We start from the raw sequence: 24492 nt of genomic DNA on the forward strand, positions 1-24492 counted from the left end.
GCATTCTAGTATCAAGCAGTACAATATGTTGTTCAAGATTTGAACAATTAACATATTGAAAACGTTACAAAATATGTCTGGTCTCTATATTTGAAATAAGAATACGGTTTTCCGGTGGCGTTACCATATTGGCTCTCATATTGTTTGAGTAACCATTTCCCGTATTTGTCAAGATCGGATTCTGAGACACCAACTGACTCATGAGTGGACACTCTGTCGGTTCCTATTAATGATATGGCACGTTTTATTATGGGAATTTTATCCAAGTCATCCTCACTTTGTGATTTTAGGTGCATTGATAATGGGATCTAGGCTTACATAGATCTCCACATTCTGCCCACGTTCCACGGAAACAAAATCTCCTACAAGGTAACTTTTACCGTCATACTCTCAAAAAACCATACTGTTTTTGCCTTGGTGTGAATCCTATCTGTTGCCTGTATTGCTCCTCAAGAAACTGATAATACTGCTCCATCTTATCATAAGAAATATACTCACGGTAATCATCGTTGAACTGGATCTTGCTCGAGGATTTTCTGACAACCTCTTGGATTTTTGGCGCTTTCTTTAGATCTTCATCTGTTAGAATTATCATGTCTTGGTATTCGGGATTGTCTTCAATGCGGCCCAGATCGCGCTCGGAAAGGTGGGTTACACCTATTGAGGCACATGAGGAACCTGTAAGAAACTGAAATATGGCAAGAGGGTTGAACATAAAGAATACCATCGCAGCTATGATGACAGCAATTATAGCTAGTATGAGGATTATTAACTTCTGCATACAACTATGATTTCTGCTAAACCCTTCTGCAGATTGTCGTCTTATTCTACTTACATGCCTTACAATACTAGTCACTGAAATACATCCGTGCTGCCTTGAACATATGCTCAGGTGGGTTGATTTTGTAGAGCCAACATATTCTGTCTTTAGCGTATTGATGTCTCCATCAAAGGAAAACGTTGGACTGGTCAGAACAAATCGCTGCGCCACGCCTAATGCATCGTATTTTTCTTGCTCTTCCTGAGTTGTCAGTATTATAGTCACAGTGCTTTGCACTGGAAAAGTATGCTCCTAACACACCTGCAATAACAACTGCTATTGTTGCTGCAGTTATGGAGATTTTTTGTTTTTTGACATATTCTTCACAATAGGATGATTTGCTAAAATTATAACCTTTGATTAAATTTGATTTTAACTGATGACTTGCAAGGTAAAACACAGCACAGTGTTAATCTTGTGAGTGCAGTTGATACATCTTAGCTAAATTAAGAATCTATTTAATGGATCATTTTCTTCTTTAAGACGTGCATAATTCCAACCCTGATAAAAAAAGCCAAGTTTGCACCTTGAGACTTCCAGCATCTCTGATTGCTGAGCTAAAAAAAGAATCAAACTATGAAAAAGTAAATTTCAATTCACTCGTACTAAAAATACTCTCAAATCACGTACTGTGGGGCAGATATGAAAGAAAAGTAGGACTGCTACCAATGACAAAACCGTTTGTGAATGCAGCAATACACCGACTGGAGGATAAGGAAATAATCACATTGGCAAAAGTAATTGAAAAGGAAACATTCTCAAACATTTTGCACTTTATGAAAAGGGATTACACCGTTAATGATTTCATAGAAATACTGCGTGCATGGCTTAATGTAGCGTGGATGCAGCACAACGTAGAACAGAATCAGGACTCGTATATTTTTACCATCCAGCATGAGCTTGGTGAAAAATGGTCGCTTTATGTCGAAACGCTGGTAAAAGAGTTATTTTATGACATAATTAACAAAAAATTAGAAATTAAATCAAAGAGAGGAAACATAACACTGATCTTTCCAACAGAATAACTGTAATACAATGTAATGCTACTAGTATAAGTGCAAACAATTCCACGCTGATTTGTGATAGAAGTTTCAAGTAATCGTGCAATTCTGCCGATGCTGACAGTATGCATCTCTTTCAGATTTACTTTGGGGGTAAGCCAAAATGCCTCCGTCTAACAAATTCTGTACTTCAATAAGCTGTATGGATGGAAGAATTCAACTTCCAATAATACACTGGCTCCAAGAAAAATACAATGTAGATTTTGTCGATACCATAACCGAGCCTGGCGTTGACAAGTTATTTTCTAATTCAACCAAGATGGAGGAAATTAAAGCCAAAGTATCGATCTCAGTGAACAAACACGGTTCAAAATTAATTCTAGTTTCTGGGCATCATGATTGCGCCGGAAATCCAGTTTCAAAAAACGAACATGTAAACCACATAAAGAACACTGTCAAAATAGTCGAATCTTGGAAATTGCCAGTCCAAGTAATTGGCGCATGGGTAAACGATGATTGGGAAATAGAAAGACTCTGATTCCACAGCATATTTCCAACTAGAAGATCTAATCCACTAATGCCATAACAGAATATGGTGCGGGAGGTGGGATTTGAACCCACGAACCCCTAAGAGATAAGGGCCTAAACCTTACGCCGTTGACCGGGCTTGGCAACCCCCGCAATGATGCTCAAATTCCACACAAACTTATTGCTTACCATTGGAAACCAGACACTGATAACGCACAAATCCAAGCAGTTCACAAAAAATTCATTGGCCAGACTGTTTGGAACAAACGGCATCAGGGGAGTATTCTTGGAAGACCTGACGCTAGAATTCGTTCACGACATATCATTAGCGATAGGCACGTTCTTCAGAAGGGGTCCCATACTGATAGGACATGACGGGAGAGACTCGTCTCCAGTACTGGCAAAGATAGTGTGCTCGTCTCTTAATTCGATTGGGATTGACTGCAAAATGGGCGGACTTGTACCCACTCCAGCATTAGAGTTTGCCACAAGGAATCTTGGCTATTCTGGCGGTATCATGATAACTGCCTCACACAATCCACCCAAATACAACGGAATAAAACTTGCTGCAAGCGATGGCGTAGAAGTGTCAAGGGAGGATGAGCTTAGAATTGAGAAGATTTACTTTGCAAAAAAATGGAAAAAAGGATACAAGATAGGAAGAACAGATAGAGAGCCGCAGATTATCTCATCATATGTGAAAGGCATAGTATCTCACGTCAACTCCAAAAAGATCAAAGCAAGAAAATTCAAGGTAGTACTTGATCTTGGTAACGGTGCGCAGGCAGCAGCAGCTCCAATTCTGTGCAAAGAATTAGGCTGTAAAACCTTCCTACTAAATGAAAAAATTGATGGGCAGTTTCCAGGCAGAGGCTCAGAGCCAACGCCATCGAACCTATCAAAGCTATCAAGTACGGTGTTAAACCACAAGGCAGATCTTGGGATCGCATTTGACGGCGACGGAGACAGGAGCATATTCTGTGATGAAAAGGGACAGATCCTGACAGGCGACAGATCCGCACTTGTCCTGACAAACCATCTTTTGCAAAAAAATCCAGGCTCCAAAGTGGTGACTTGCCTTAACTCCAGCAATCTCACAGAACAGATTGCGTCTATGACCAGCTCCAAAGTAATCAGAACAAAGGTAGGAAGCGTAGAGGTTTCAAGGAGAATGGTGCCAGAAAAGGCACTTGTCGGCTTTGAGGAAAATGGAGGATTCATGTATGGCAAGCACAACCAGGTCCGTGACGGCTCGATGACGTTAGCTTTGGCACTTGATATGCTCGCAAGCTCTGGCAGGAGCATGTCCGAAGAAATGGATCTGCTACCAAAATCATACACCACAAAGGACAAGTTTTCATGCACAAGAGAGCAGGCAAGAAAGGTAATATCTGAGCTCAAAAAGGAACACAAAAGATACGATACAACCGATGGAATCAAAATACTGCTAGGTAAGGAATGGATAATGGTCAGGCCAAGCGGCACAGAACCCATCGCCAGAATTTACGGCGAGTCAGACTCGCAGGAAAATCTCGAGCTTTTGATGAGCCGGTACACCAAAAAAATAAAGTCCATTCTAGAACGAATACACTAATAAAGCGATGCCCTAGAATCCTAGGAATGGAGATGATCCCTACGGGTGATATAATTGGGTAAAGCTTACTATGTAAAATTTGAGACACCGGCGGACTTGGTAAATCCAATACTGGAGGCCGTGCGAGTGGCAGCACAAAGCGGCAAAGTAAGACGAGGAACCAATGAAGCAACAAAGGCAATCGAGCGCGGAATAAGTAAGCTTATCGTAATCGCAGAAGACGTAGAGCCGCCAGAAGTCGTGGCACACCTACCAATAATATGCGAGGAGCAGAACGCCGCATACGCCTTTGTGCCAAGCAAGCAAGAGCTTGGTAAAGCACTTGGAATCGACGTCACATCAGCTGCAGCTGCCATCCTAGATGCCGGTGATGCAAATCACATTGTTGAAGAGGTAATCTCTTCAATAAAGAAGCTTAAAGGTGGAAGCTAGTAAATGAGCACTTCCCAGACAGAAGATGTAGTGCCTGCAGAAGTAATACAAATTGTAGGCAAGACCGGAATCGCTGGGGAAATAACCCAAGTTAGAGTAAAAATTCTTGGAGGACGCGACAAGGGAAGAATTCTTACGCGAAACGTCAAGGGCTCAGTTAGAATGTCAGACATATTGATGCTGCGCGAGACAGAACGCGAAGCCAAGAAAATAAAGTGATGAAATAATGAGCTTAATCGTAAAACCATGTTCATTTTGCAACAGGCCCGTCTCAAAGGGTTCTGGCACCATGTTTGTAAAAAATGATGGAACCGTTTTGTGGTTTTGCTCCCCAAAATGCAAAAAGAACATGATGGTACTAAAGCGTGATCCGCGTACGCTCAAGTGGACCAAGAAATACCAAAAGGGCGGAATCATCAAAAAATAAAAGATCAAATTGGCAGAACAAACACTCTTCATAGTAAAACCTGATGCGGTGGCCCGCAAACTCGTAGGCCAGATAATTGCAAGATTTGAGAGCAAGGGATTCAAGATCTTAAAACTGAAAATGTTTACTTTCACAAGGCCGCAGGCAGAAGAATTCTATTCAGTCCACAACACCAAGCCGTTCTTTGGCGAGCTAGTCGAGTTTATCACATCAGGGCCTGTCGTAGCTGCAGTGATAGAGGGCAACAATGCCGTTGCCACTACAAGGATAATGATAGGTGCAACCAAATCGTTTGAGGCTGCCCCTGGCTCTATACGCGGTGACTTTGGCCTCGGATTCTCGGACAATGTAATTCATGCATCTGACTCTAAGGAAAGTTTTGAAAAGGAAGCGAGGGTAGTTTTTCAGTGATCAGCCTTGCGCATTCGTCAGCCCATAGTGGCCGTCCTTGGACACGTAGATTCTGGTAAGACATCCCTGCTAGACAAGATACGCGGAACAGGCGTACAGGGAAGAGAAGCAGGAGGAATCACGCAGCACATAGGGGCAAGCTTTCTACCCACAGACACAATCAAGAAAATGTGCGGACAGCTTTACGCAAACCTGAAAAAATCAGACTATGACGTTCCTGGCCTGCTTGTAATAGATACACCTGGCCACGAAGTATTTACAAACCTGAGAACACGTGGCGGCTCTGCGGCAGATATTGCAATTTTAGTGGTTGATACTAACAGGGGATTCCAGCCTCAGACAAACGAGAGCCTCAAGATTTTGCAAGCTCGCAAGGTACCGTTTGTAGTAGCATTGAACAAAATCGATATGATATCAGGATGGAAGAAAACAGACACACCGTACGTGACTCAGGCAATAAAGCAGCAAGATCAATTCATACAGACAACACTTGATGAGCAGATCTATAACGTTGTAGGAACTCTTTCCATTCTGGGATTCCAGTCAGAGGCGTTCTACAGGGTAAAGGACTTTGCCAAGGAAGTAGCAATAGTGCCAGTTAGCGCAAGAACTGGAACCGGAATACCTGAGCTTCTCACAGTACTTGTGGGACTCACACAACAGTATATGCAGAAAAGGTTAGAGCAGCAGGAAAAGGCAAGTCGTGGTATAATACTTGAGGTCAACGATGAGGTCGGACTTGGAACTACTGCAAACATGATACTAATTGACGGTCACATGAAAAAAGGTGACAGCGTGGTTGTGGCAAAGAGAGATTCAGTTATAGTCACAAAACCAAAGGCAATCCTACTTCCAAAACCTCTAGACGAAATGCGAGATCCGCGCGACAAGTTCAAGCCGGTGCAAATGGTGGAGGCAGCTGCAGGTATCAAGATTGCATCACCTGACCTTGACGGCGTGCTGCCAGGCAGTACCGTATATGTCACTGAGAATCCGGCAAGAGTGGACGAATACAAAAAAATCATCGAATCGGAAATGAAATCCGTCTTTGTCGATACACAGACAAATGGGATAATACTAAAATGCGATACAATTGGCTCGCTTGAGGCTCTAACTGAAATGTTGCGCCGCCAACAGGTGCCTGTGGCAAAAGCAGACATAGGTCCTGTGAACAGGAGGGACGTGCTTGAGGCAAAAGTGATCAAGGAAAACGACAGGCATCTTGGCGTAATACTTGCCTTTAATGTCAAGGTGCTAGCTGATGCCCAGGAGGAGGCGGAAAACTCTCACGTAAAGATATTCTCTGACAAGGTAATCTACAGCTTGCTTGACAACTATACCCTGTGGGTCGAAGATGACACAGCAAACGAGGAGAACGCAGTATTTGCAGAACTTACGCCAATTGCAAAATTCACGTTCCTGAAAGGATACATATTCCGCAACAGCAATCCGGCCGTGTTCGGCATACGGGTGGATGTGGGAACGGTAAGACAAAAGATGGCAATAATGAACAAAAATGGAAAGAGAATCGGGCTTATTCATCAATTACAGGACGGAAAAAAGTCAATAGAATCAGCGTCTCAAGGTCAGGAGGTTGCATGTTCAATTCAAGACGTGATGATTGGAAGGCATATCTTTGAAGAGGATGTGTTTTATTCACTTCCAAGCTCATCGGAGGCAAAAAAGATGCTTGACAGGTTTATGCACAAGCTCACGCCAGAACAGCAAACAGTATTCAATGAAATACTGGAAATTCAAAGAAAGTCAGATTCTGCCTACGGTTACATCTGATATTTTTGTGCAATCATGTGTATTCCCGGCTCGCCTACCGCGCCTATCATTCTGTCCACAGCCTGACCTGCCCTGAACATGATGAACGTTGGGATCGACTGCACCCCAAACCTCATGGCTATGTCCTGTGAGTTGTCCACGTTAACGCGAGCAAACTTGATGTGCCTGTATTTTTTTGCCATTCTTGTGAACACGGGGTGCATCATCCTGCAGGGGCCGCACCACTCTGCCCAAAAATCTACAAGCACCAAGTTGTTAGAGGAAACCATGTGATCAAAGTTTGATGAATCAAGATCTACCACTTCAACTTGGCTTTGAGCCGTATTTTCCTGCTGCTGCCTTAACATCTCCTCAAGCTTACGTTGCTTTATTCTCTCGATTTCAGGATCTTCCATGTACTCAGGCAACCAAATCAATATTTTAAATTTACAAGTCTAGAAGAAATCGCATTGTAACGCCACCGTTACGTACTATCTCCATTGCATGGAATGTGGGAGATTTTATCTCAACTTTAAAGCGATGTTTTTTAAAATCAATCGGCTCTCCACCCATAGTTGCCATTATGGAGTATTCTTCGTTTTCTGTAATGGCAAGATCTATTGTTCTAGTGGCAAATCCTTCTGTGATAGTGAGTATGATTATCTCTTCTAGCCAGTTGTAAAGAAGATACCGCAAGTCCTTGCCAGTAACTTTCAGGACCTTTTGATGTTTGATGTCTACTGTATCAATATCTATGATTGTCTCTATAACGGATCTTGCCGCTACTACAAACGCTTCCTCCAAGTTTGAAGCGTTTACCTCGATGAACGCATCAGTTGCATGCTCCAAGTTTTTGTAGGACAAGCAGTTCTACTCATCTTTTCTGATATTAATAGTAGGCAGAAAGATTCCTGCAGCAACATCTAAATCCATTGGATAGAAAATTCAACCAAGTTGAATCTTCCCAGGGGAATGAAGGATTTTGAGACTGATGAGCAGACAAAGCTGGAATTTGTTAGAACAAAATTCCTTGAAACATGCAAGATATTTGGATTTAGCTTCATGGACCCATCCCCAATAGAGCTGGTCTCGGTAATAGAAGCAAAGAGTGGCCCTGCCATACGTGACGAGATTTATTTTTTTACGGACAAGGGGGAAAGGGAGGTAGCACTCCGGTTTGACTTTACTGTCGGCCTTACGCGCTACGTTGTTGAGCAAAAGTCATTAAAACTTCCTGCCAAGATCGCAGCATTCGGCGGAGTGTGGAGGTATGATGAACCGCAGAAGGGAAGATACAGATACTTTCACCAGTGGGATCTTGAAATTTACGGCAAGCCTAGTCTGGAGTCGGATGCGGAAATAATAGAGTTCACATCCAAGTTCTTCTCGCGACTGAACCTCAAGGGTGTAACAATACACATATCGCACCGCAAACTAGTGGAGGCGGTAGTCAACAAAGTTTTTGAATCCGATGATCCTCGACTTGTTTCTGATATTTTCCGGGCAATTGACAAGATACAAAAAAAGAGAAAAGATGAGATTTTGCAGGAATATCAGGCCAAAGGATATGCAAAAGAAAAACTCGAAAAAATACTCGAGTTCTCAAAGATAAGTGGCGCGCCAGAGCAGGTGGAAAAAGAGTTCGACATGGCAGCAATTCCTGCCTGGATGGAGCTAAAGGAGCTATTCTCATCGCTCAAAAACAGGGGAGTTGAGAATGTAATGGTCAACTTTGGGATAGTAAGAGGGCTGGATTACTATTCTGGAGTGGTCTTTGAGGCATTTGATGTCAAATCGGAAGTCGGTGCCTTGGTGGGAGGTGGCAGATACGACAGTCTACCAAAGGCGTTCGGGCGCGATGACATTGGAGCCACCGGAGTTGCAGGAGGAGTCGAAAGAATAATCCTCTCACTTGAAAGCCAAGGAATGCAAAACCTTGAGCAAAAGCCGGTAGTGTCGGTGTTGTTTGTGAATGAACAGATGTTAAAGCCGGCGGTAGGTATAGCATCAAGACTGCGACAAATGGACATCCCAACTGAGATTGATCTTCTTGGAAGACCGTTCAAAAAACAGATGGAAAATGCGACAAATTCCAAATTTGCAATAATTGTGGCACCAAAAGAATATGCGGAAAGGCAGGTCTTGGTGAAAAATATGGATGATGGAACAGAAAAGTTAGTGCACGTTGATCTGATTTTCTCCGACGCAAACTCGCTACTTGGAATTTCCTAAATATCAGAGAACGCCCGTGTGAGCATCATTATCTCTGGTCCATTTGTCAGGTTTCCGACAACAACTGCCTTGTTGTTTGCAAGTATTCCAGATGAGACGTAAGGTATCCCACCGTTTATTGTGGCAGGCTCAACCTTTACTTTCAATATGTCTGATACTTCCCGAATGTCGTCCTCGTCTGTCTCGGGGTGTATTATGCCGCCAACACTGTTTGCACATATCATAGCACCAGCCTGATGGTATCCGGCGACCTTTTTCTGGATGATCTCAACTCCAAGCGCATCCTGTATTGTTTTGAGGGCCTCTTTTGGTATCTTGGGGGATACAACCGCACCCCTGTCGTTTGCGCATATGAGGTTTCCAAGAGCACTATGCTTTGTATCAAGAACTGTGACGTTTAGCTTTGTTGCTTTTTTTAGATATTCTACCTCGTAGGCAGATGATGTGCCAGGCAGCAGTATTCCATGGTTGTTCAGTGCCATCAGCGTACCTATGACGCGCGTGTTTGCTACCGAGACAAGCAGGTATTCGGCCTTTAGGTACCCTGCAAGCGTTTTTGCTTTTGTCTGTGCAAATCCGCTTGGAAGAAAAAGGAAACTGTCGTTTACCTTGCTGTATATGCCAATATTTGGGCCCCTATACACATCATACTTGTAAATATCCAATCACTGAGTTTCGGGGCGAAATGATATTAACGTAAAGGTGCGATCATCTCAAAAACAGTGTTATAATTTTGGATCGACTTTGCAAAGTGATTTAGTTTGCACTAACTTTGTTTAGATTTAAATAACATTTCGCTACAGCAGTACTATGCCAATAGATGAAAATTTCCCGCAGGGACTAAAACCACTGGGAAAAATATTCCACGCTGATGGCGAACATTTTCACTTCAGATGGGGACCTGGCAGAAGCGATGCCGAAGCTTTCTCAAACCATGAGGTTATCGAAGCATACAAGGCGCGCGGCGAAGAACAGGTTCCATTGGGTGTAAGTGGTACCATGGTCGCAGTTGATTGGGATTCTTGCGTAGCAGACGGTGCATGTATAGAAGCATGTCCTGTCCAAGTATTCCAATGGTACAGAACTGAAATGGACATTCCAGCAACCGAAGTTGTTGGCAAGACATTTGCAGGTACCGGTTCTTCAGTAAAGGAAGAACGCAAAGACTATACCGACAAAGCAGATCCGATCAGAGAACATGATTGCATCTGGTGTATGGCCTGCGTATCAGTATGCCCTCCTCAAGCTATCAAGGTAGACCAGTCTAACCTCGAGCACCATGAGAAGGCAGCCGGAACATACGTGAAACTTGAAGGCGGAGAAAATCCACACGCACACGATTAGAAAGAATATTTCTTCTCTTTTCTTTTATTAAACAAATTTTAAGCTGTTCTTTTCACCTGATTTTGCAGAGGTCGCCTAGCTCGGTAGGGCGCGGGCCTTGAGAGCCTGTGTGCGCAAGCACCCGGGGGTTCAAATCCCTCTCTCTGCGCTATTTTCCCAGATTGCTTATCTGTGCAAGCAGTGCTGATAGCTGGATCTCCGGGTTTGCACCTGACAGGATGCGATAGTCGTATTCTGCGATTGCCTGCGATATCTCCGCAAGGTTTGGCTGCTTTGTCCTGTATACTGCCTCATTAAGATACTTTAGAAAATCAGATTCTGACATTCCATATACCTTGATCAGTTCTATCATCTTGTTTCTTGCCTCCAAGATCTTGCCTGCCACTGCAAGCTTTAGCACTGCATCTACATCGGAGGTTCTAGTGAGACCTGCAGATGCCTTGACGTTTTCTTCTGTGACGGCTCCAAGACTTGATGATGCCTGAAGCAGGTTGATTGCGTGTCTTAGGTCGCCTTCGGTATAATCATAAATCATCTTGAGGCCATCTTCGTCGACTTTTACCTTTTCCTTTTTTGCAATTTCCTTTAGGTGTGTAACCACGTCATTTTCCTCTATTCTTGTGAACTTGAAGACTGCGCATCTGCTCTGTATTGGCTCTATTATCTTTGATATGTTGTTTGCAATCAGGATAAACCTGCAGAACTTTGATGTATCCTCTATTATCCTGCGTAGTGCAGTCTGGGCATCACCTGTCATCTCGTCAGCCTCATCTAAAATGATTATTTTGAACGGAATTTCGGTATCAAGGCCTGCAAATCTTGAGAATTTTTTTACCCTCTCTCGTACCATGTTTATTCCGCGTTCGTCTGATGCATTAAGCTCCAATGTGTATTCGCGCCACCTTTCCCCAAGAATCTCCCTTGAAAGGCAAAGTGCAAGTGTCGTCTTTCCAATTCCAGCAGAGCCTGAAAACAGCAAATGTGGCATCTCCGAGACGTTCTTTAGGAGAGCGGTGATACTTCCAACTATCTCTTTCTGGTTTACAATATCTGAGATTTTCTGCGGCCTGTACTTTTCAACCCACATGGTGTTTGAAATTGACATTTAGTGGATCTGAGAACACATTACTAATAAACCACGCTTGCAAGGATCAAAAGATCCAAGCTACTTGTAAACACAATTGATCGATCGTATCCATTAAATCCTTGAACGATGTTTTTTAAATGTTGAAAATTAACGACCTCCTTCAGGTTTATTCCATTGGGTACGCCATACAGGATGTAAAGACGGTAATCAATCATGATTTTAAGATAAACGTGTCTGGAATTACGATCGACGGAAAACAGGGCGAGGTACTCAACCTTCCTCGCTGGATTGGGCAGACACTAGAGTCAGAAAATCACGCAGAAATCCAAGAGACCGACATGGGAGTTGAGCTTACACAGTCAATATCAAAGGAGAATTTTCAGGGCGAAGAGCTGTCGCACCTAGAGCCTGACTTTTACATCAAAGTTACAGGATACATCCAAAGACAGTCAGAGAAAGAAAAGGACAAATTGCAAAGTCTTCTTAAAATGCTCATACGCAGGAGGCTCGGCAAGATAATTCCCAGGGCAAATTCTATGGATCTTACAGCCGATCTGGCAAAAAAATTATCCGTTGAAGAGAGGGCGCTGTACAACCAGATTCACAAGAATAGCGCAGAATTCATGGAACAAGTATTTGGTGAGGAAAAATGACACTGGAAACACAAACACAATCCGCATTAATTGATCAGATACAGAACTTTCTTGCTTCATTTAAGGACAAGTCCGGAACTTTCCATTATGTAGAAGAAATAGACCAGATGATGGCAAAGCAGACCAAGTATATCGTAGTAGACTATAATGATGTAGTCTCTCAAAAGGAGATCGAAGTAAAGTTTAATCTGGAGCCAGACGCAGTGCTGTACGCGTTCTCTAGAGCAATCAAGAACATTCTCGAGGAAAGATTCCCTGATTACGCGCAAAAGATTTCAGATGACATACGAGTAAGGATTGCGAACTATCCTATTCAGAGAAGCCTTCGCCAGATAAACGCAGAGGTTATCGGCAAGATGACAAGCGTTTCTGGCATGGTTGTGCGCGCATCGGAGGTAAAACCGCTTGCAAAGAACATGGTATACAAGTGCCCAGAAGGTCACCTGACAGAGATTCCGCTTGAGCGCGGTATGATGATATTTACGCCTACCAAGTGCTCGCACGAAAAGTGCTCACAAAGAGACCTGCGAATAGACCCTGAGACAAGCAAATTCATCGACTTTCAGATTGTAAGGTTGCAGGAACTTCCAGAAGATCTCCCTCCGGGACAGCTGCCCCATTATGTTGATGTGACAATAAAGCAGGACTTGGTGGACAACGCAAGGCCAGGTGACAGGATAATACTTACAGGAATCGTACGAATAGAGCAGGAACAGATAACCGGAACGCGTGTGCACAGCGGGTTGCACAGGTTAAGAATTGAAGGAAACAACATAGAGTTTCTGGGAGGCAAGGGGTCAAAAAATTCCAGACGTTCAGAAAGAGAAGAGATCTCACCAGAAGAGGAAAAAATAATCAAATCTCTTGCGAGAAGCCCAGACGTATATGAGAGACTGATTGGCTCGTTTGCACCACACATCCAGGGGCACGCAATAATCAAGGAATCAATTTTATTGTTAATGGTCGGCTCGACGCAGAGAGTTCTTCAGGATGGCACAAAGATAAGAGGCGACATCAACGTGTTTCTTGTCGGTGATCCTGGCTGCCTTGATGGTTCTACCAAGGTAATACTGGCAGACGGCAGAATCGTGGATCTTGAATCACTAGGAAAAAATCATCTTGAGGAAATAAACGTCAGAATGCAACACGAATACGGTGATGACACGGCTACAGTATTTCATAAATATGAAAACCAAAAGGTAATTGAAATTGTGACTGAAACTGGGAAAAACATAATTGGGACGTACAACCATCCACTGTTTACAAAAAATGGATGGAAAAGACTTGATGAGCTAAAAGAAGGCGATGAACTAAGAACCATAACGCACATTCCATGCACAATCAAAAATTACGTGCCGACCGACTTTGGCGTGGTTACAAGAAGTGCATATCATGGCAAGATTCCAGAGTTTGTAAACGAGGAGCTCGCCGCATTCATGGGATTTCTCACAGGCGATGGCTGGTGCAGGACAAACGGCTACAGAATTGATTTCATAGTGTCTCAAAAGGAAGAAGATCTCTTGCAGCCGCTGCTTCAGATGGGAAAGAACCTCTTTGGGCTTGAACCAAAAATCTCCAAGCGTGGATACCCCGGACAGCTTGTAATGATGAATGATGGCAGACAGATCACAAGAACAATGTATGTGACAAACGTTGAATACAACTCAAAAAATGTTGTAGAAATGCTGGAATTCCTCAAGGGAGGATCATGCGGTAGGCATGTGCCTTCCTCGATATTCCAGTCCCCAAACAGCGTAGTGGCTTCCTATTTGAAATGGCTGTTTGAAGCAGATGGCACCGTTTTCAACATGGGGCGGGCAAGGCGTGCAATACAGCTGAGATCGACTAGTATCAGATTGTTAAGGGACGTACAGATGCTGTTGCTAAGGTTTGGAATTCATTCCAGAATAATACAGCATGAAACTGGAAGTAATCTTGTTATCCGACGAGGTACATCAATTGTCAAATACGCCAAACACGTCGGATTTGTATCAAATACCAAGGCGTCAAGGTTGAACGATCTTGTCCGATGGGCACTTGAAACAAGACGAAATCAGCGACATGATGAGGAATACGAAAAAATTGTAAAGATAAACTATCTTACAAGATCACAAATTGTGTATGATGTTGAAATTCCAAAAACACACAAATTCATTGCTAATGGTATATTGTCCCACAATACTGCAAAAAGCGAAATGCTAAAGTTCTGTGCCAGAGTGGCACCCAGGGGGCTGTACACCTCTGGTAGGGGATCTACTGCTGCAGGACTTACCGCAGCTGTAGTTCGTGACAAATCCGGAATACTCATGCTCGAAGCTGGAGCCGTAGTTTTGGGCGATCAAGGTTTAGTCTGCATAGACGAATTTGACAAAATGAAGCCAGAAGACAGAAGCGCCCTTCATGAGGTCATGGAACAACAGTCTGCAAGCATTGCAAAGGGTGGTATAGTAGCTACACTTAATGCAAGAACATCAATCCTTGCGGCTGCAAACCCGATGTATGGAAAATATGACCCATTCAAGAACATTACGGAAAACGTGGCATTACCGATCCCATTACTGACAAGGTTTGATCTTATCTTTGTAGTACGTGATATTCCATCAAAGGAAAAGGACAGGAACATTGCAAAGCACATCATCGGTATGCACAAAAAGTCCTCATCTGATACAAGGTCTTTAATCGATGTTGATATTTTCACAAAATACCTCTCATACTGCAAAAGAATCGACCCTATACTCACGCCGGAAGCAGAGGAAAAGATTCTCGAATATTATCTAAAAATGAGAAACGTGGAATCGGAGGAAATGATCACAGTGACGCCAAGGCAGCTTGGAGGACTTGTCAGGCTTGCAACTGCCAGGGCAAGACTCTTACAAAAGGATCAGGTAGACGGCGAGGACGCAGACCGAGCCATATTTCTAATCCAAAGCATGCTGGAGGATGCAGGCGTTGACGTTAACACGGGCAAGGTGGACCTTGGGGTATTACAGGGAAGGCCTCACAGCGAGGTCTCAAAACTGCAGCTGTTCATGGATGTGCTAAAATCACTTGAGGGTGACAGCAAGACTGCAGTAGAAGAGAAGCTGTTCGTAAAGGAGCTTGTCAAGACCACAAAATTCACTGAAGAAGAGGCAAGGAATTTTATTCGAAGAATGCTCCGCGAGGCATCAATTTATGAATCCAAACCCGGCCACTATAACCGTGTATGAGAATAACGGAATTACCACTGGCCAATTCTGCCTTTAAGCTTCTAGAAGAGATAAACATCAAAGAGCTCTTTCCGCCGCAAAAAATGGCAGTTGATGCCGGGCTGCTTGAAGGAGAAAACATTCTGGTCTCTGCTCCTACTGCAAGCGGAAAGACCATCATTGCCATGCTTGCAACAATGCAGTTTCTTGAAAAAAACAGGGCAAAGGCAGTATACCTATCACCTCTGAGAGCACTTGCATCCGAAAAATTCTCAGAATTTAAAAAACTCGAAAAAATCGACTTTGGCAGAAAAATCAACGTGGCAATATCTACGGGAGATTTTGACTCTGTTGACGAGGAGCTGGAAAAGGCAGACGTGATAATACTTACTAACGAAAAAATGGATTCTCTTATACGGCATGGCGTTGAGTGGATAGATAACATCGGACTTGTTATTGCAGACGAGGTACATCTTATTGGCGATGCAGACAGGGGGCCAACACTTGAGATCGTGCTGACCAAGCTCAAGGAGATGGAGTCCAAACCGCAGATTCTGGGGCTGAGTGCAACTATTACAAACTCTGATGAGATTGCTCAATGGCTTGGATGCAAACTGGTATCAAGCGAGTGGCGGCCAGTGCCTCTTGCGGAAGGAGTATTTGACGGTGGCCAGGTATACTGGAGCAACGGTAAATCAGATGAGGTCGAATCCAGTATCAGAGGGCCGGCAATAGACTTGTGCATTGACACGATAAAAAGCGGAGGCCAGTCGATAATATTTGCAGAGACTAGGATGCGTTCTGCATCGCTTGCCACCAAAGGAGCAGAAGCCGTCTCAAGATTGCTCTCTGATTCGGAAAGGGAGGAACTAGATCATATATCGCAAATGATTCTTTCTGAAAACGAGCATACTGACCTTATCAAAACACTAGCATCTCTATTAAAAAAGGGTGTAGGATTCCATCATGCTGGACTGAACCAGAACTGCAGAAAGGTAATAGAAGAAAAATTCAGAGAAGGTAAGATAAAACTGATTGCGTCAACGCCGACTCTGGCAGCAGGTGTCAACCTGCCTGCAAGAAGAGTCGTCATATCGAGCGTGCTCCGTTACGATGTAAAGGCTGGAACGAACAAGCCAATCAGCGTCCTTGAATACAAACAGCTTTGCGGTAGAGCCGGACGGCCCCAATATGACAAATTCGGTGAGGCAGTAATAGTTGGCAACTCTAACAGCTCTGATTTGACAGAATACTATATCAACGGTGTACCGGAGCCAATAGAGTCACAGCTGGCAAATGACAGGTCGCTTCGAATACACATTCTGAGCCACATAGTGTCAAACCCGGGAATAAAAAATGACGATCTACTTGAGTTTTTTTTAAAAACGCTTGCGGGAAGGCAGACAAGAAAGAACACACTCAAGTTTGCAATCGAGATTGCAAAAAAATTCCTCATAAATGAAAAGCTCATAGTGCAAAAGGCAGAAAGATTTGCAGCAACAGAATTTGGCAAAAAGGTCTCGATGCTGTACATTGATCCAGTTTCTGCAATTTACTTTAAACGCGCGCTGGAAATTGTTTCGGAAAATGGAAAACACACTCTTGGATTTCTCCATCTTGTGACAAACTCTGAGGAGTTTTTCCCCAAATTCTCTCTTCGAAACAAGGACTATGAAATGGCAAGTGTCCTGATTGAAAACCGTGCATCCGAGCTTATCGAGAGGATATCAGAGTATGACTGCTCAAGGGGCATGCTTGCGCTCCATTCCTGGATAAACGAAGCATCCGAAGTGAGCCTCTCAGATAACCTGAACGTGGAATCAGGCGATATGCACAGGATGGTGGAGATTGCTGACTGGCTGCTTTACTGCCTGTATGAGCTTGCAAAGCTGTTAGAACGGACGGACCTGCTAGAAGAGATATCCGTACTTAGGGCAAGAATCAGATATGGAATAAAAGAGGAGCTTGTAGATTTGACGCAGATACGCGGCATAGGGCGAGTCCGCGCGCGCAAGCTGTATGATCGGGGAATAAAGACGATTGAAGATCTAAGAAAGATACCAGTCGAGAAGCTAGCTGAGATTGACAAAATTGGGGCCACTCTGGCAGATAATATTAAATCCCAACTGTCAAAAGTTAGGTAGTGCAATCCGAGATAATATCTGCGATAACCGGCTCTGCCATCTCCTTTCTTGTGGTGATTGCACTAACTCCTGTCTTGATAAAGTCGCTGACAAAACACAACTGGACCGTAAAAGACGTCAACCGCGCAGGAGGGGCAATGGTGCCAAGACCTGGTGGCCCTGCAATCATTGTGGCAATCATAATATCAGAAATATCAATATTTTTTCTTCTTCCACAAAGTGAGCTTGTAGCAAAGCAGATTGCCGCAATACTGACCACGACGTCTGCTGCGTTTGTAATAGGATTAATAGATGATAGGAAGGTGATGGGAGGGTGGTTCAAGCCCCTTGCATTGGCAGCATCTTCCATTCCGATAATAGCTCTTGGTGTATACGAACCAAATCTAGCATTTCCGATCTTTGGAGAGGTGAAGATTCCTGCATTGTACCTTGGCGTTATTGTAATTATGATATCGATTACAGGTAATACGATAAACTCTATTGACGTAATGAATGGCATTGCATCGGGATTTATGGCAATAGCATCAATAGCACTCGTACTGTCTCTTATCATACTGCAAAAATACAATGTGGCAATAATGGCCCTGCCGCTGGTATTTGCGTCACTGGCGTTTTACAGATATCACAAGTTTCCAAGCAAGATATTTCCAGGCGACTCAGGAGCGCTTACTCTTGGAGCAATGTATGGCGTTATAGCAATAATCGGACGGGTCGAGGTGGTGGCCGCAATAGCGCTTCTTCCCGCAGTCATCAATTCATTCTTGTTCTTATCCAGCGTCAAGAAGATAGTGGAACACAGACAGATAAAGGGGCCTACAACCCACACCGATGATAACAAAATAACTGCTACGAAAGAAAAGGATGCGCCAATAACTCTTGTGCGGCTCTTAGTAGCAGCAAAACCACTTACAGAAAAAGAGATCGGATTTGCTATTTTCAGACTAGCAACTTTTTCGGCCGTACTTGCTTTAATCTCAGCCTTTCTTATGGGGGTAAGGATTTGGGGCAACCCTTGATGTATTCATTCATTGCAATAATGTGGGTACTCATACTTGCAGGCGGCGGCATACTGGTAGTATTGGTATCACAAATATCTATTTCAGGATACGGAGAGCAGATGGATTTTCTTATTGCCTCGGCAATAAAGGCAGTAATCGCAATAGTGCTTGTGGTGCTCTGGATAATAGTTCTAACAAAGCTGAAAAACAAGATTTTCCAAAAACAGATAAGATCCTAGGACTCCCAGTCTTTCTGTTTTTTGTCATATTCTTGACGCGAATATCTTGGCCTTGCAGGCACTCCTGCAACCACAGTATTGTCTGGCACATCCTTTGTGACAACGGCACCCATTGCAACAACGCTGTTGCGCCCTATGGTCACACCTGCCTTGATCACTGCACGTGATCCGATTATGGCGCCGTCCATTATGGTGACTCCAACCATCTTCTTACTTGGGGGATACGGATCGTTTGTGAGCGAGGCTGCAGGTCCTATGAAGACATTCTTTCCTATTCGCGAGAGAGGTGGGATGTAAACAAGTCCCTCTATCATGGTGTTCTGTCCAATCACCACGTTATAGTCTACATGTGCAAGTGAGCCTATCTTGACGTTATCGCCGATTATGGTGTTATCCCCAACGTATGCAAAATGCCAGATTTTGACATTTTTTCCTATTTTTGCCTTCTCTGAGATGTAGTTGGTGACCAAGCTATCACAGGTGCCATGGTTTTGCGTCTTTAATTATTTTCTGGGGAAGAGAGTTTTTGTGTTTTTCAAGAAATGCAATATCCTGATTTTTGTCCCTCAGCTCATCTGGAAGCATTATTGGAATTTCCTCTATTATGGGATAGAATCTTTCACAATTGGCGCAGTACAGTGAGCCTTCGACTACAACCTGGTCTTTTGATTCCAACTCGTACATTTCCAGCGGAAAGTGTTTGTCTATAGGACATGCCAAGATGTCCAGCATTTTTTTGTTCATTGTAACTCCAAGTATAACGGGACTCCTTTCTGGCTGGAAATAAGTGCTGCTTCGGCTATTCTAGTCACGTTCACTGCATCCTGTGGTGTGACCCGCGGCGTTTTCTTTGATTCTATACAGTCAAGAAAATGCTTTATCTCTAGTGTGAGCGGCTCTGCTTTTTCACTGCGCGGTATCTCAGAGCCCTGGTCTTTTTCAATTCTGACTTCTTGTGAGATAAAGTCAGCTGAAATTATTCCGTCAGTGCACACTGCGCTAAAATGCCTGACACGCGCTGGCGTTATCCAGTTCGATGAGATTATGGCCACCTTGTTGTCCTTGAATCCAAGCATGATGGTGGCAAAGTCTTCATGATCGTGTTTTATCTTTCCAGATCGGGCAAAAACTATCTCCGGGGTGTCATCAAAGAGCCACATTGCTGTGTCGATATCGTGCACCGCTGTATCGTATATTATTCCAACATCTTTTATGTGAAGTGGCATTCTGTTTTCCCTGTGAAATTCCAACATAATCAGCTCGCCGTATGTCTTTGACTTGACAAAGTTCTTCACAGTCTCTACTGCAGGATTGAATCTCTCTATGTATCCGCATGTGAGGGTGACGCCGTTCTTTTTGGCAAGGTGTACAAGCTTTGCACCCTCTTCTGACTTGTACGTCATGGGTTTTTCGATAAATACATGTTTTTTCATCTCTAGCATTTTTGTTGCGAGTTTGTAGTGGGTGGAAGTCGGAGTACAGATGAAAGCAGCGTCAAACTTTTCAGATTCTAACATATCTTCAATTGCAGTGTAATAGTTTACGCCGTACTTTTGGCCAGTGTCTTTTGCCCTTACTGCATCAGCATCGCATACTGCACAGAGGGCGCCAAACTGTGATAGTACTCTTGCGTGATTTTTACCCCAACCGCCTACACCGATTTGAGCTACTCTCATTCTAATACACCGGCGTTATCCAATCCTGATGGTTCTGGTCTGTGCCCATGGCTGCCTTATTGTAGGAATCCAGTATCTGCTTTGTAATGTTTCCTGTTCGTCCGTCCCCTACCTTCTGGCCGTCTATATTTATTATGGGAATTATCTCCGCTGCAGTTCCAGTAAGGAATACTTCATCTGCAAGGTAGATCTGACTTCGAGTTATCTCTTTTTCAATTGTCGAGTATCCTAATTCATCTGCTAATGTCATGACCGAGTCCCTAGTGATCCCTTCCAATGCGGACGAGCTAAGTGGCGGCGTAATCAGGGTGTTATTTTTTACAATGAAAACATTCTCTCCTGGCGCCTCGCTTACATTACCATTAATGTCCAGCATTATTGCCTCGTCGTAACCGTTCCTCTTGCATTCCTGTGTGGCAAGAATGGAATTAAGATAATTGCCTCCCATCTTTGCAAGGGTAGGTGCGGAAAGGTCGCTAAATTTCCGCCACGATGAGATGCCGGCACTTATGCCGTTTTTGTTGAAAAGGTCGCCGAACGGGAAGGCAAACATGGCAGCGTGCGTTGGAGCACTCGGCGTCACGTGAAGATTTATCCCATACTGCCCTACAAAATAAAACGGTCGTATGTAGCAGGATCTTCTTATCTTGTTCTTTTTGCACAAGTTTATGGCAGCGTCAAATATCTGATCATCTGTGTAATTAAGTGAAATAGAGTAGAACTGTCCTGACCTTCTGAATCTTTTGATGTGGTCGTTCAGCCTGAATATGTTTAGGTTTTTTCCGTTCCAATACGCACGTATTCCCTCAAAGATGGATGTGCCATAGTGTATTGCATGCGTGGTGATGGGCACATGTGCCTTCTCATACGTGACGAACTTGCCGTCAAACCAGACATACTTTGAGATTGCCAGCTTCATAACCTGCCTTCAAGTGAGATCTTAATCTATTTTTGTTTGATGCCTACCTTGGGGAACTTCATTCCTGCGATTCTTGTCGTGGTATCCTCGGCTGTAGAATACCTTTCTACTATGTGCCAGTTTGCCTCGATGATCTTTACTACCTGCTCTGGCACGTCATTCTTCCAATCAGTATTCTTGCCTTGAGCCGCCTCGTACATCTTGTTCTTAACTGAGGAAGCTGAGATCTCCTTGCGCGTTCCGACTCGCGGGTTCAATCTGTATGCCTTTAGCATTATTCCCTCAATCTTATCGCCCGTGTATGTGTAATAATCGCGGCCAATACCGCTCAGGATCTGACTTCTCAGCTTCCAAGAGTATGGTGATAGTAGTGGCGGAAAATATCTCCAGAACGGGGAATAGAACGTATAATTTGGAGAGACTTGCACCGAGTCACCAAATACTGAAATTATCATCTCCTTTCTTGTCTGAAAGTCAAACGGGAAACTCCTGCTGTTTATCTCTGTTGTACCGCACATAAAGACTACTGGCATGACTACGACCTCGGATTCTTTTTTTAGCTCCTCTATTATCTGCACATGCGCGTTGGTAAGCGGGTTTAGGTGTGCAAGGTATACTGCAACTGTCAAGCGATTTGATTTGATTTTGGGTATATTTATGATTAAAAGTGGGGACGATGGGACTTGAACCCATGATCTCCAGCGCCCGAGGCTGGCAGTATACCAAGCTAACCTACGTCCCCGATGCTCAAAGAAAATGACACAATATTACTTTTGGTGCGATTGAATGGAAAGTAAAAGCGGGCCAGAAGGGCTTCGATCCCTTGACCACTGGATTAGAAGTCCAGCACTCTATCCATGCTGAGCTACCGGCCCAACGCTTTTCAAATTTATAGCATTTTAAGGGTTTTCACCATCTTTTCTGGTTCGAATCTCTTATCATCTTGAAGAGAAACTGTTGGCAGTATCCTGCATATGCTCCAAAATACTCTCTTAACTCATCGTGCAAAATATGATATCTTCTTTCAGTGAGACTTTCATCAACGGTAAATCTTCCCGGATAATAATTGTGCAACGCACGCAGCATCCACCTGTCAAGTGGGAACGCATCTGTCTTTTCAAGCGAGAATAACATGATGCAGTCTGCCACCTTGTTTCCTATCCCATCAATCTTGCAGAGTTCATCTCTTGCGGTGTGGTAATCTGATTTTTTCAACAGCTCCAAGTCGATTGCACCGCTCCTAACTGCCTCTGATGCAGCGTGTACATATTTTGTCCTGTAGCCAAGACCGCATGATGAGATCTCTGAAATGCTTGCACTTGAGATTTTTTTTGCATCCGGGAATAGAAAGAATTCCTTTCCATTAAATCTGACTTTTTTACCGAATTTTTTTGCAAGTTTGTACAAAGACAGCCTTATGTTCTGTATGTTCGAGTTTGCCGAGACGATAAATGAGATGTAGCATTGAAACGGGTCCTGCCTTAGAAGCCTCATGCCTGCAAACCTCTTTGTGGCCTCCTTGATTATCACATCCTTTGCTATCTCTCTGATTACCTTGTTAAAATTATCACTCTGCCTGAAAAGATCGTATTTTTCACCGCTGTAAGAAACTACGATTTCAGGGTTGCTCTGATCAACTAAAAGCACGTCGTCACCGTGTATTCCGTACCATTTGTTGCCGTATCTTTCCCACAAAAATACTTGGCCGCTGTTTATGGTGTGCTCTAGGTTCAGCATTATACTGAAATTACATCGCCAATCTGCGGTGCATGTGCCTCAAGGCCAAATCTCTGATGAATTTCCTCGGCAAACTTGGTGCAAGAATCTCCGTCACCGTGAACTGTGAGCACCTTGGGGCTTCCCTTCATGCGACTTACCAAATCAAATAATGCAGTTCTGTCAGAATGGCCAGAGAATTCAAACTGGCGTACTTGGGCCTCTGCCTTTTGTTCCCGGCCATGAATCATTACCTTGCCGGTTTCCAGAAGCTTTCTGCCAGGCGTTCCCTCACCTTGGTATGAGACAAGCGCAATGCCGTTCTTTTTATCAAATGCGAGCTCTTGCAGATAGAAAACAGCGTTGCCTCCAACAAGCATTCCTGCAGGAGAAATGACTACGCACGGTTCGCTCAACTCGCGTTTTCGGTGAGCCTGATTCTTTATCCATACTGTGTTCTTTACTGCGTCTCTGAAGACGTCGTAATCACGAAGGTACTCGGGATACTGCATGATTATCTCATTAACACTGAGCGCCATCCCATCCATGACTATTTTGTGCTTGAATTTGGCGTTCTTTAGAACACACGCAATCTCCTGCGAGCGTTCTACTGAGAATGAGGGGATGAACAGCGTTCCCTTTTGGTCAAGTATCTCGTTTGCAAACTCGATTAGTTTTTCCTCGGACTCTTTTCGCGGCATCTGGGTTGTCTGGGAATACGTACTTTCTGTTATGAGAAGGTCGATCTCTCCTATGTCAAGGTCCATCTCGCGTAACATACGAGAACCATTCAGATTCACATCGCCTGTATAGAATATTTTTTTGCCATCTGATTCTACAAGGACAGAACTGCCTCCAACCACGTGGCCCGAATCGCGTAACTCAAAGCTAGAATTGCCTCTCCTTATCCTTTGCTTGTATTCTACGGGTATTGCATGGGAGTACATCTTGTTTACCTCGGGCAGGCCAAACGGATGTATGTCCTTTTCAAGCTTTAACATGTCCTCAATTAGGAGACGGCTAAGATCAAATGTCGGTGGCGTTGCAAACACATCGGCGTTTCCACTTACATACATTAATGGGACATATCCGGAATGGTCAAGGTGTGCATGGCTTATCACTATGGTGTCTACCTCTCTTGGCATGACATGAAGCGGTGTTGCAAGGTTTTTTCCAAGGTTCACGCCATAATCTAAAAGATAGTTTGCCCCATCTGCATTCACCAAAAAGCCAGATCGGCCTACTTCGAGGCCAGCACCTAATACTTTGACCTTCAAGAATTTGATTTTCTCTGGTCTATCTTAATACCTTGC

At 43.8% G+C, this 24492-nt stretch carries 28 protein-coding genes and 4 tRNA genes; 16 read left to right on the plus strand and 16 right to left on the minus strand.

Annotation, left to right across the window (positions count from 1 at the left end; genetic code table 11):
- Positions 1–47 precede the first annotated feature (47 nt).
- Both NITUZ_RS01500 and NITUZ_RS01505 read right to left on the minus strand, forming a co-directional pair.
- Positions 48–266: a hypothetical protein gene (locus NITUZ_RS01500; protein ID WP_155991217.1), complete on the minus strand. Its 219-nt coding sequence runs from the start codon at positions 264–266 to the stop codon at positions 48–50.
- 116 nt (positions 267–382) lie between these two features.
- On the minus strand, positions 383–1057 hold the full coding sequence (locus tag NITUZ_RS01505) for a hypothetical protein (RefSeq protein ID WP_048194511.1): 675 nt from the start codon (positions 1055–1057) through the stop codon (positions 383–385).
- A 248-nt stretch (positions 1058–1305) separates the two neighbouring features.
- Between NITUZ_RS01505 and NITUZ_RS01510 the strand changes: the two genes are divergently transcribed.
- Both NITUZ_RS01510 and NITUZ_RS01515 read left to right on the plus strand, forming a co-directional pair.
- Positions 1306–1845: a hypothetical protein gene (locus tag NITUZ_RS01510; protein ID WP_155991220.1), complete on the plus strand. Its 540-nt coding sequence runs from the start codon at positions 1306–1308 to the stop codon at positions 1843–1845.
- Positions 1846–1984: 139 nt separating this feature from the next.
- Positions 1985–2359, plus strand: a complete 375-nt coding sequence (locus NITUZ_RS01515; RefSeq protein ID WP_048194515.1) for a carbonic anhydrase — start codon at positions 1985–1987, stop codon at positions 2357–2359.
- 55 nt (positions 2360–2414) lie between these two features.
- Here NITUZ_RS01515 and NITUZ_RS01520 read toward each other — a convergent pair.
- Positions 2415–2502: transfer RNA gene (locus NITUZ_RS01520), tRNA-Leu, on the minus strand.
- Between the two features lie 91 nt (positions 2503–2593).
- On the opposite strand from NITUZ_RS01520, the gene glmM reads away from it, so the two are divergent.
- Genes glmM through infB form a run of 6 tightly spaced genes read left to right on the plus strand, consistent with a single transcriptional unit; the run spans position 2594 to position 7004 of the window.
- A complete protein-coding gene (glmM, locus tag NITUZ_RS01525) occupies positions 2594–3943 on the plus strand; it encodes a phosphoglucosamine mutase (protein ID WP_048194912.1) in 1350 nt (449 codons plus the stop codon).
- A 54-nt stretch (positions 3944–3997) separates the two neighbouring features.
- Positions 3998–4375 (plus strand): 50S ribosomal protein L7Ae, encoded by a 378-nt coding sequence (rpl7ae, locus tag NITUZ_RS01530; protein ID WP_048194517.1) that lies wholly within the window; start codon positions 3998–4000, stop codon positions 4373–4375.
- 3 nt (positions 4376–4378) lie between these two features.
- Positions 4379–4594, plus strand: coding sequence for a 30S ribosomal protein S28e (locus NITUZ_RS01535; RefSeq protein WP_048194519.1), 216 nt, complete (start codon positions 4379–4381; stop codon positions 4592–4594).
- A gap of 7 nt (positions 4595–4601) precedes the next feature.
- Positions 4602–4802: a 50S ribosomal protein L24e gene (locus NITUZ_RS01540; RefSeq protein ID WP_048194521.1), complete on the plus strand. Its 201-nt coding sequence runs from the start codon at positions 4602–4604 to the stop codon at positions 4800–4802.
- 9 nt (positions 4803–4811) lie between these two features.
- The gene (gene ndk, locus NITUZ_RS01545) at positions 4812–5213 is read left to right on the plus strand and encodes a nucleoside-diphosphate kinase (protein WP_048194522.1); all 402 of its coding nucleotides are present in this window, start codon (positions 4812–4814) and stop codon (positions 5211–5213) included.
- 6 nt (positions 5214–5219) lie between these two features.
- Complete coding sequence (gene infB, locus NITUZ_RS01550) at positions 5220–7004, plus strand: translation initiation factor IF-2 (protein ID WP_081844826.1); 1785 nt, start codon at positions 5220–5222, stop codon at positions 7002–7004.
- Here the strand turns inward: infB and trxA are convergent.
- Together trxA and NITUZ_RS01560 are read right to left on the minus strand one after the other, a co-directional pair.
- Positions 6995–7399, minus strand: a complete 405-nt coding sequence (gene trxA / locus NITUZ_RS01555; RefSeq protein ID WP_048194526.1) for a thioredoxin — start codon at positions 7397–7399, stop codon at positions 6995–6997. The two genes, infB and trxA, sit on opposite strands and share 10 nt — an antisense overlap.
- Positions 7400–7430: 31 nt before the next feature.
- Positions 7431–7847 (minus strand): archease, encoded by a 417-nt coding sequence (locus NITUZ_RS01560; protein ID WP_048194528.1) that lies wholly within the window; start codon positions 7845–7847, stop codon positions 7431–7433.
- Positions 7848–7937: 90 nt separating this feature from the next.
- On the opposite strand from NITUZ_RS01560, the gene hisS reads away from it, so the two are divergent.
- A complete protein-coding gene (gene hisS, locus NITUZ_RS01565) occupies positions 7938–9215 on the plus strand; it encodes a histidine--tRNA ligase (protein ID WP_048194530.1) in 1278 nt (425 codons plus the stop codon).
- Here hisS and NITUZ_RS01570 read toward each other — a convergent pair.
- Positions 9212–9880, minus strand: coding sequence for a translation initiation factor IF-6 (locus tag NITUZ_RS01570; protein ID WP_048194532.1), 669 nt, complete (start codon positions 9878–9880; stop codon positions 9212–9214). The genes hisS and NITUZ_RS01570 overlap by 4 nt on opposite strands.
- A gap of 145 nt (positions 9881–10025) precedes the next feature.
- On the opposite strand from NITUZ_RS01570, the gene NITUZ_RS01575 reads away from it, so the two are divergent.
- Both NITUZ_RS01575 and NITUZ_RS01580 read left to right on the plus strand, forming a co-directional pair.
- A complete protein-coding gene (locus NITUZ_RS01575) occupies positions 10026–10559 on the plus strand; it encodes a 4Fe-4S dicluster domain-containing protein (RefSeq protein ID WP_048194533.1) in 534 nt (177 codons plus the stop codon).
- Positions 10560–10623: 64 nt separating this feature from the next.
- Positions 10624–10707: transfer RNA gene (locus NITUZ_RS01580), tRNA-Ser, on the plus strand.
- Here NITUZ_RS01580 and NITUZ_RS01585 read toward each other — a convergent pair.
- A complete protein-coding gene (locus NITUZ_RS01585) occupies positions 10708–11664 on the minus strand; it encodes a replication factor C small subunit (protein ID WP_244443783.1) in 957 nt (318 codons plus the stop codon).
- 122 nt (positions 11665–11786) lie between these two features.
- On the opposite strand from NITUZ_RS01585, the gene NITUZ_RS01590 reads away from it, so the two are divergent.
- Genes NITUZ_RS01590 through NITUZ_RS01615 form a run of 5 tightly spaced genes read left to right on the plus strand, consistent with a single transcriptional unit; the run spans position 11787 to position 18868 of the window.
- Positions 11787–12299 (plus strand): DNA replication complex GINS family protein, encoded by a 513-nt coding sequence (locus NITUZ_RS01590; RefSeq protein ID WP_048194534.1) that lies wholly within the window; start codon positions 11787–11789, stop codon positions 12297–12299.
- A complete protein-coding gene (locus NITUZ_RS09780) occupies positions 12296–15508 on the plus strand; it encodes an LAGLIDADG family homing endonuclease (protein ID WP_081844828.1) in 3213 nt (1070 codons plus the stop codon). The genes NITUZ_RS01590 and NITUZ_RS09780 overlap by 4 nt, the downstream gene beginning before the upstream one ends.
- Positions 15505–17631, plus strand: a complete 2127-nt coding sequence (locus NITUZ_RS01605) for a DEAD/DEAH box helicase (protein WP_048194537.1) — start codon at positions 15505–15507, stop codon at positions 17629–17631. Before NITUZ_RS09780 ends, NITUZ_RS01605 begins: the two co-directional genes overlap by 4 nt.
- Positions 17631–18647 carry an MraY family glycosyltransferase gene (locus NITUZ_RS01610; RefSeq protein ID WP_048194539.1) on the plus strand — a complete coding sequence of 339 codons (1017 nt, stop codon included), beginning with the start codon at positions 17631–17633 and terminating at the stop codon, positions 18645–18647. Before NITUZ_RS01605 ends, NITUZ_RS01610 begins: the two co-directional genes overlap by 1 nt.
- Positions 18647–18868: a hypothetical protein gene (locus NITUZ_RS01615; RefSeq protein ID WP_048194541.1), complete on the plus strand. Its 222-nt coding sequence runs from the start codon at positions 18647–18649 to the stop codon at positions 18866–18868. The genes NITUZ_RS01610 and NITUZ_RS01615 overlap by 1 nt, the downstream gene beginning before the upstream one ends.
- Here NITUZ_RS01615 and NITUZ_RS01620 read toward each other — a convergent pair.
- The 9 genes from NITUZ_RS01620 to NITUZ_RS01660 all read right to left on the minus strand — a co-directional run bounded on the left by NITUZ_RS01620 (position 18865) and on the right by NITUZ_RS01660 (position 24456).
- The gene (locus tag NITUZ_RS01620) at positions 18865–19338 is read right to left on the minus strand and encodes an acyltransferase (RefSeq protein ID WP_048194543.1); all 474 of its coding nucleotides are present in this window, start codon (positions 19336–19338) and stop codon (positions 18865–18867) included. The genes NITUZ_RS01615 and NITUZ_RS01620 overlap by 4 nt on opposite strands.
- A gap of 4 nt (positions 19339–19342) precedes the next feature.
- The gene (locus NITUZ_RS01625) at positions 19343–19612 is read right to left on the minus strand and encodes a Trm112 family protein (RefSeq protein WP_048194545.1); all 270 of its coding nucleotides are present in this window, start codon (positions 19610–19612) and stop codon (positions 19343–19345) included.
- Complete coding sequence (locus tag NITUZ_RS01630; RefSeq protein ID WP_048194547.1) at positions 19609–20544, minus strand: Gfo/Idh/MocA family protein; 936 nt, start codon at positions 20542–20544, stop codon at positions 19609–19611. The genes NITUZ_RS01625 and NITUZ_RS01630 overlap by 4 nt, the downstream gene beginning before the upstream one ends.
- 1 nt (position 20545) lies before the next feature.
- Entirely contained in the window at positions 20546–21463 is a 918-nt protein-coding gene (locus tag NITUZ_RS01635) for a branched-chain amino acid transaminase (RefSeq protein ID WP_048194548.1), read from the minus strand.
- Positions 21464–21489: 26 nt separating this feature from the next.
- Positions 21490–22092: a hypothetical protein gene (locus NITUZ_RS01640; RefSeq protein WP_155991223.1), complete on the minus strand. Its 603-nt coding sequence runs from the start codon at positions 22090–22092 to the stop codon at positions 21490–21492.
- A gap of 39 nt (positions 22093–22131) precedes the next feature.
- A tRNA-Pro gene (locus NITUZ_RS01645) sits at positions 22132–22205 on the minus strand.
- A 58-nt stretch (positions 22206–22263) separates the two neighbouring features.
- Positions 22264–22338 (minus strand) — tRNA-Arg (locus tag NITUZ_RS01650).
- Positions 22339–22372: 34 nt separating this feature from the next.
- On the minus strand, positions 22373–23200 hold the full coding sequence (locus NITUZ_RS01655) for a DNA-3-methyladenine glycosylase family protein (protein WP_048194550.1): 828 nt from the start codon (positions 23198–23200) through the stop codon (positions 22373–22375).
- Positions 23200–24456, minus strand: a complete 1257-nt coding sequence (locus NITUZ_RS01660; protein ID WP_048194553.1) for an MBL fold metallo-hydrolase — start codon at positions 24454–24456, stop codon at positions 23200–23202. Before NITUZ_RS01660 ends, NITUZ_RS01655 begins: the two co-directional genes overlap by 1 nt.
- Positions 24457–24492: the final 36 nt, after the last annotated feature.

It is taken from the genome of Candidatus Nitrosotenuis uzonensis, from assembly GCF_000723185.1.
In the GTDB taxonomy this organism is placed as follows: Archaea; Thermoproteota; Nitrososphaeria; order Nitrososphaerales; family Nitrosopumilaceae; genus Nitrosotenuis; species Nitrosotenuis uzonensis.

Bases quoted from the DNA above. Each gene is read 5' to 3' on its own strand.
- NITUZ_RS01540 (WP_048194521.1), top strand. From the start codon at position 4,602: ATGAGCTTAATCGTAAAACCATGTTCATTTTGCAACAGGCCCGTCTCA.
- NITUZ_RS01630 (WP_048194547.1), bottom strand. From the start codon at position 20,544: ATGAGAGTAGCTCAAATCGGTGTAGGCGGTTGGGGTAAAAATCACGCA.
- NITUZ_RS01585 (WP_244443783.1), bottom strand. From the start codon at position 11,664: ATGTCAATTTCAAACACCATGTGGGTTGAAAAGTACAGGCCGCAGAAA.
- NITUZ_RS01625 (WP_048194545.1), bottom strand. From the start codon at position 19,612: ATGAACAAAAAAATGCTGGACATCTTGGCATGTCCTATAGACAAACAC.
- NITUZ_RS01605 (WP_048194537.1), top strand. From the start codon at position 15,505: ATGAGAATAACGGAATTACCACTGGCCAATTCTGCCTTTAAGCTTCTA.
- trxA (WP_048194526.1), bottom strand. From the start codon at position 7,399: ATGGAAGATCCTGAAATCGAGAGAATAAAGCAACGTAAGCTTGAGGAG.
- NITUZ_RS01535 (WP_048194519.1), top strand. From the start codon at position 4,379: ATGAGCACTTCCCAGACAGAAGATGTAGTGCCTGCAGAAGTAATACAA.
- NITUZ_RS01655 (WP_048194550.1), bottom strand. From the start codon at position 23,200: ATGCTGAACCTAGAGCACACCATAAACAGCGGCCAAGTATTTTTGTGG.
- NITUZ_RS01575 (WP_048194533.1), top strand. From the start codon at position 10,026: ATGCCAATAGATGAAAATTTCCCGCAGGGACTAAAACCACTGGGAAAA.
- NITUZ_RS01615 (WP_048194541.1), top strand. From the start codon at position 18,647: ATGTATTCATTCATTGCAATAATGTGGGTACTCATACTTGCAGGCGGC.
- NITUZ_RS01635 (WP_048194548.1), bottom strand. From the start codon at position 21,463: ATGAAGCTGGCAATCTCAAAGTATGTCTGGTTTGACGGCAAGTTCGTC.
- NITUZ_RS09780 (WP_081844828.1), top strand. From the start codon at position 12,296: ATGACACTGGAAACACAAACACAATCCGCATTAATTGATCAGATACAG.
- NITUZ_RS01515 (WP_048194515.1), top strand. From the start codon at position 1,985: ATGCCTCCGTCTAACAAATTCTGTACTTCAATAAGCTGTATGGATGGA.